The sequence below is a fragment of the Salipiger sp. genome, assembly GCF_059781815.1.
Genome location: NZ_JBYNAH010000332.1, coordinates 1 through 3,559, shown reverse-complemented (window position 1 = coordinate 3,559; position 3,559 = coordinate 1). Strand labels below are relative to the sequence as shown.

The 3,559-nt window shown below is 67.7% G+C and carries 4 protein-coding genes; 3 read left to right on the top strand and 1 reads right to left on the bottom strand.

What is annotated here, in order from left to right; translation table 11 throughout:
* Positions 1 to 164 (top strand): GMC oxidoreductase (locus AC6RA4_RS24095; protein ID WP_500164639.1); only part of this gene is annotated, 164 nt, incomplete at its 5' end.
* Positions 165 to 191: 27 nt separating this feature from the next.
* On the opposite strand, the gene AC6RA4_RS24090 is transcribed toward AC6RA4_RS24095, so the two are convergent.
* Positions 192 to 1,217 (bottom strand): LLM class flavin-dependent oxidoreductase, encoded by a 1,026-nt coding sequence (locus AC6RA4_RS24090; protein ID WP_500164637.1) that lies wholly within the window; start codon positions 1,215 to 1,217, stop codon positions 192 to 194.
* Positions 1,218 to 1,419: 202 nt separating this feature from the next.
* Here AC6RA4_RS24090 and AC6RA4_RS24085 point away from each other — a divergent pair, with 202 nt between their 5' ends.
* Positions 1,420 to 2,004 (top strand): ANTAR domain-containing response regulator, encoded by a 585-nt coding sequence (locus tag AC6RA4_RS24085; RefSeq protein ID WP_500164635.1) that lies wholly within the window; start codon positions 1,420 to 1,422, stop codon positions 2,002 to 2,004.
* A complete protein-coding gene (locus AC6RA4_RS24080; protein WP_500164633.1) occupies positions 2,001 to 3,176 on the top strand; it encodes an ABC transporter substrate-binding protein in 1,176 nt (391 codons plus the stop codon). Before AC6RA4_RS24085 ends, AC6RA4_RS24080 begins: the two co-directional genes overlap by 4 nt.
* Positions 3,177 to 3,559: the final 383 nt, after the last annotated feature.

Sequence of the window (3,559 nt, the reverse complement as noted above, 5' to 3'; positions counted from 1 at the left end):
ACGCGCTCTCGGTGGTCGATCCCGAGACCATGGGCGTGCACGGTGTGGCGGGGCTGTCGGTGGCGGATGCCTCGGTGATGCCGCGCATCGTCGGCGGCAACACCAATGCGCCCTCCATCCTCATCGGCGCTCTGGGAGCGGAGAAGATTGCGGCGGCGCTCTGAGCGGCGCGCCTCCCGCCCCGGCGGCGGTCAGCCCTGCCGCAGCAGCGGCGCCACCTTGGTGCCGAGCACCTCGATCGCCTTCAGCATCTCGGCATGCTCGATCACCCCGATCGCCATCTGGATGGTGACCCGGTCAAAGCCGAGATCCTCACGCAGGCCGAGGATCTTGTCGGCGACCTGATTGGGCGAGCCCACGAACATCGCCCCTTCCGGGCCGCAGGAGGCATCGTATTGCGCCCGGCTCTGCGGGCCCCAGCCGCGCTCGCGGCCAAGCTGGTCCATCACCGACTTCTGCGCCGGGTAGAACAGGTCGGCCGCGGCCTTGCCGTCCTCGCCCACGAAGCCGTGCACATTGAGCGAAACGCGCGCCTTGTCGGCATTGCCCGACTGCTCGGCGGCGCGGCGGTAAAGATCGGCCAGCGGCGCGAAGCGGCGCGGCTCGCCGCCGATGATCGCCAGCGCCAGCGGCGTGCCCAGCGCGCCGGCGCGCACCATGCTTTGCGGCGTGCCGCCCGCGGCGATCCAGATCGGCAGCTTGTCGTCGACCGGGCGTGGATAGACGCCGAGGCCCGAGACCTTGGGCGTGTGCTTGGTGCCCCGCCAGTTCAGCTTTTCGCGCTCGTTGATCGCCAGCAACATGGCGAGCTTTTCCTCGAAGAGGTCTCCGTAATCGTCGAGGTCATAGCCGAAGAGCGGGAAGCTCTCGATGAAGCTGCCGCGCCCCACCATAAGCTCGGCGCGCCCGCCAGAGAGGTTGTCGAGCGTGGCGAATTGCTGGAACACCCGGATCGGATCATCCGAGCTCAGCACCGACACCGCCGAGCTCAGGCGGATATTCTTCGTCACCGAGGCGGCGGCGGCCAGCACCGTGGCAGGCGAGGAGATCGCATAGTTCGGACGGTGGTGCTCGCCGAGGCCGAAGATGTCGAGCCCGACCTCGTCGGCAAGGCGGATCTCTTCGATCAGGTCGTTGAGGCGCTTGCGCGCATCGACCTTTTCGCCGGTCACCGGGTTGGTGCCGATATCGCCAAACGTGTAAAGTCCGAGTTCCATATCTTAGTCCTGTCTGCTTCGCTGTCCGCGCGCCGTCCTTGCGCTGCAACATAGCCCTCGCGGCACCGACAGAAAGCCGCGCCGTTGCACAGGGCATGTGCAGGTCAAAGCCGCCCAGAAAACGGGCAAAGCGCCAATTTGATCGGCACCCGCACCAAAGGCCAGCTTTACTTCCCGCTCCAACGCTGCTGTGTCTGAGCCCATGAGTGCCTCTCTCTCCATCGTCGTCGTCGAACCCGACCGCGACCGCGCCCTTCTGATCGTTGACAGCCTGCGCGACGCGGGCAGCTACGACATTCACGTCATCTCCGAGCCCACAGGCCTCGCCCGCAAGATCCAGGCGCTGAGCCCGGACGTGGTGCTGATCGACGTGGAAAGCCCGTCGCGCGACACGCTCGAAGAGCTGGCGCTGGCCTCCGGCCCGCTCGACCGCCCCGTGGCGATGTTCGTCGACCGCGACGGCGAGGGGCTGACCGACACCGCCATCGAGGCGGGCGTCTCGGCCTACGTGGTCGACGGCATGAAGCCGCAACGCGTCAAGCCGATCATGGATGCCGCCATCGCGCGCTTCCGCATGTTCCAGCGCATGCGTACCGAGCTGGCCGAGACCAAGCGCGCGCTCGAGGAACGCAAGATGATCGACCGCGCCAAGGGCATGCTGATGAAGGCCCGCGGCGTCGACGAGGACGAGGCCTATGCGCTGCTGCGCAAGACCGCGATGGATCAGGGCAAGCGCGTGGCCGAGGTCGCCGCGGCGCTGGTCACGGCAGCGGGGCTGCTGGGATGATCGCAGCGACCCTGTCCGTGGGCTTTCTGCCCCTGATCGATGCCGCGCCGCTGATCGTGGCGCATGAGATGGGCTTTGCCGCCGAGGAGAGCATCGCGCTCGATCTGCGCCGGGCGCCCTCGTGGTCCTCGGTGCGCGACATGCTGAGCTTTGGCCGGGTCGAGGCCGCGCATATGCTCTCGCCGGTCCCGGTGGCCTCGGCGCTGGGGCTTGGCGGCACCGGCACGCCGCTTTCGGCGGTCTCGGTGCTGGGCGTGAACGGCAATGTCATCGGCGTCAGCCAGATGCTGGCCGAGAAGCTGCGCGCCCATGGCCATGACTTCGCCTTCAACGACGCCCGCGCCGCAGGCGAGGCGCTGATCGCGGTGGCGGACCAGCCCTTGCGGCTTGGCGTGCCCTTCCCGTTCTCGATGCATGCGGAGTTGCTTTATTACTGGCTCTCGGCGCTGGGGTTGCCGGCGCCGCAGAGCGTCGACATCCGCACCGTGCCGCCCTCGCTGATGGCCGATGCCATGCAGGCGGGCGAGATCGACGCCTTCTGCGTCGGCGAGCCCTGGGGCTCGATCGCGGTCGAGAACGGCGTCGGCACGCTCTTGCTGCCGGGCAGCGCGATCTGGAGTTTCTCCCCCGAGAAGGTGCTGGCGGTGCGCAGCGACTGGGCCAGCGCCGAGCCCGACCTCCTGGGCCGTCTGATCCGCGCGGTCTGGCGCGCCGGGCGCTGGCTGGCCGAGCCCGGCTCGCCGACGCTTGCCGCCGAGCTGCTGAGCCGGAAGCAATATCTCGACCTGCCGTCCGAGATCCTCGACCGGGCGCTGAACGGCCGGCTGGTGATCTCTGGCCAGGGCGAAGAACGCCATGTCCCGCGCTTCGTCGAGTTCCACCATGGCGCGGCCACCTTCCCCTGGCGCAGTCAGGCGGAGTGGATCGGGATGCAGCTTGCCGCGCGGACCGGGCTCGACCGGCCCACCGCCGCACGCGCCGCCCGCGCCGTGTTCCGCAGCGATCTCTTCCGCGAGGCGCTGGAGCCGACCCGGGCCGAGCTGCCGGGGGCTTCCTCGAAGATGGAGGGCGCGCTGGCCGAAGAGACCGCCGTCGCCTCGGTGTCGGGGCGGCTCTTCCTCGGGCCGGATTCGTTTTTCGATGGCCGCATTTTCGAGCCGTCGAAGCACTGACGCGACTTTTTTGTGCAAATGCAGCATCGCGAAATTGACCGCCCGGTTAAACATGCGCTTGCGGCGAATTTTTAATTGATCGCGCAGACGAGTCGCTGGCATAGACGCTCCACGAGGCCTGCAATGGCGCCGGCCTCCCGAAATTCTCCCAAAGTTTGGGATATCCGAGCAAAGCCGCTCGACTGCCGCGACCACCTCCAGTGTCGCGATCAGTCGGCGGCTTTTTTGTTTTCTCGCCCGGGCGTTACACCGGGCACCACCAAGGGACGGAACGGACGAATGAAGAACCTTCTCCTCGCACTTACCGCCACCACGGCGCTCTCCTCTCCCCTGCTCGCGCAGGATCTCGAGCGACTCGAGCATCGGGATACCGGCGCCGATCA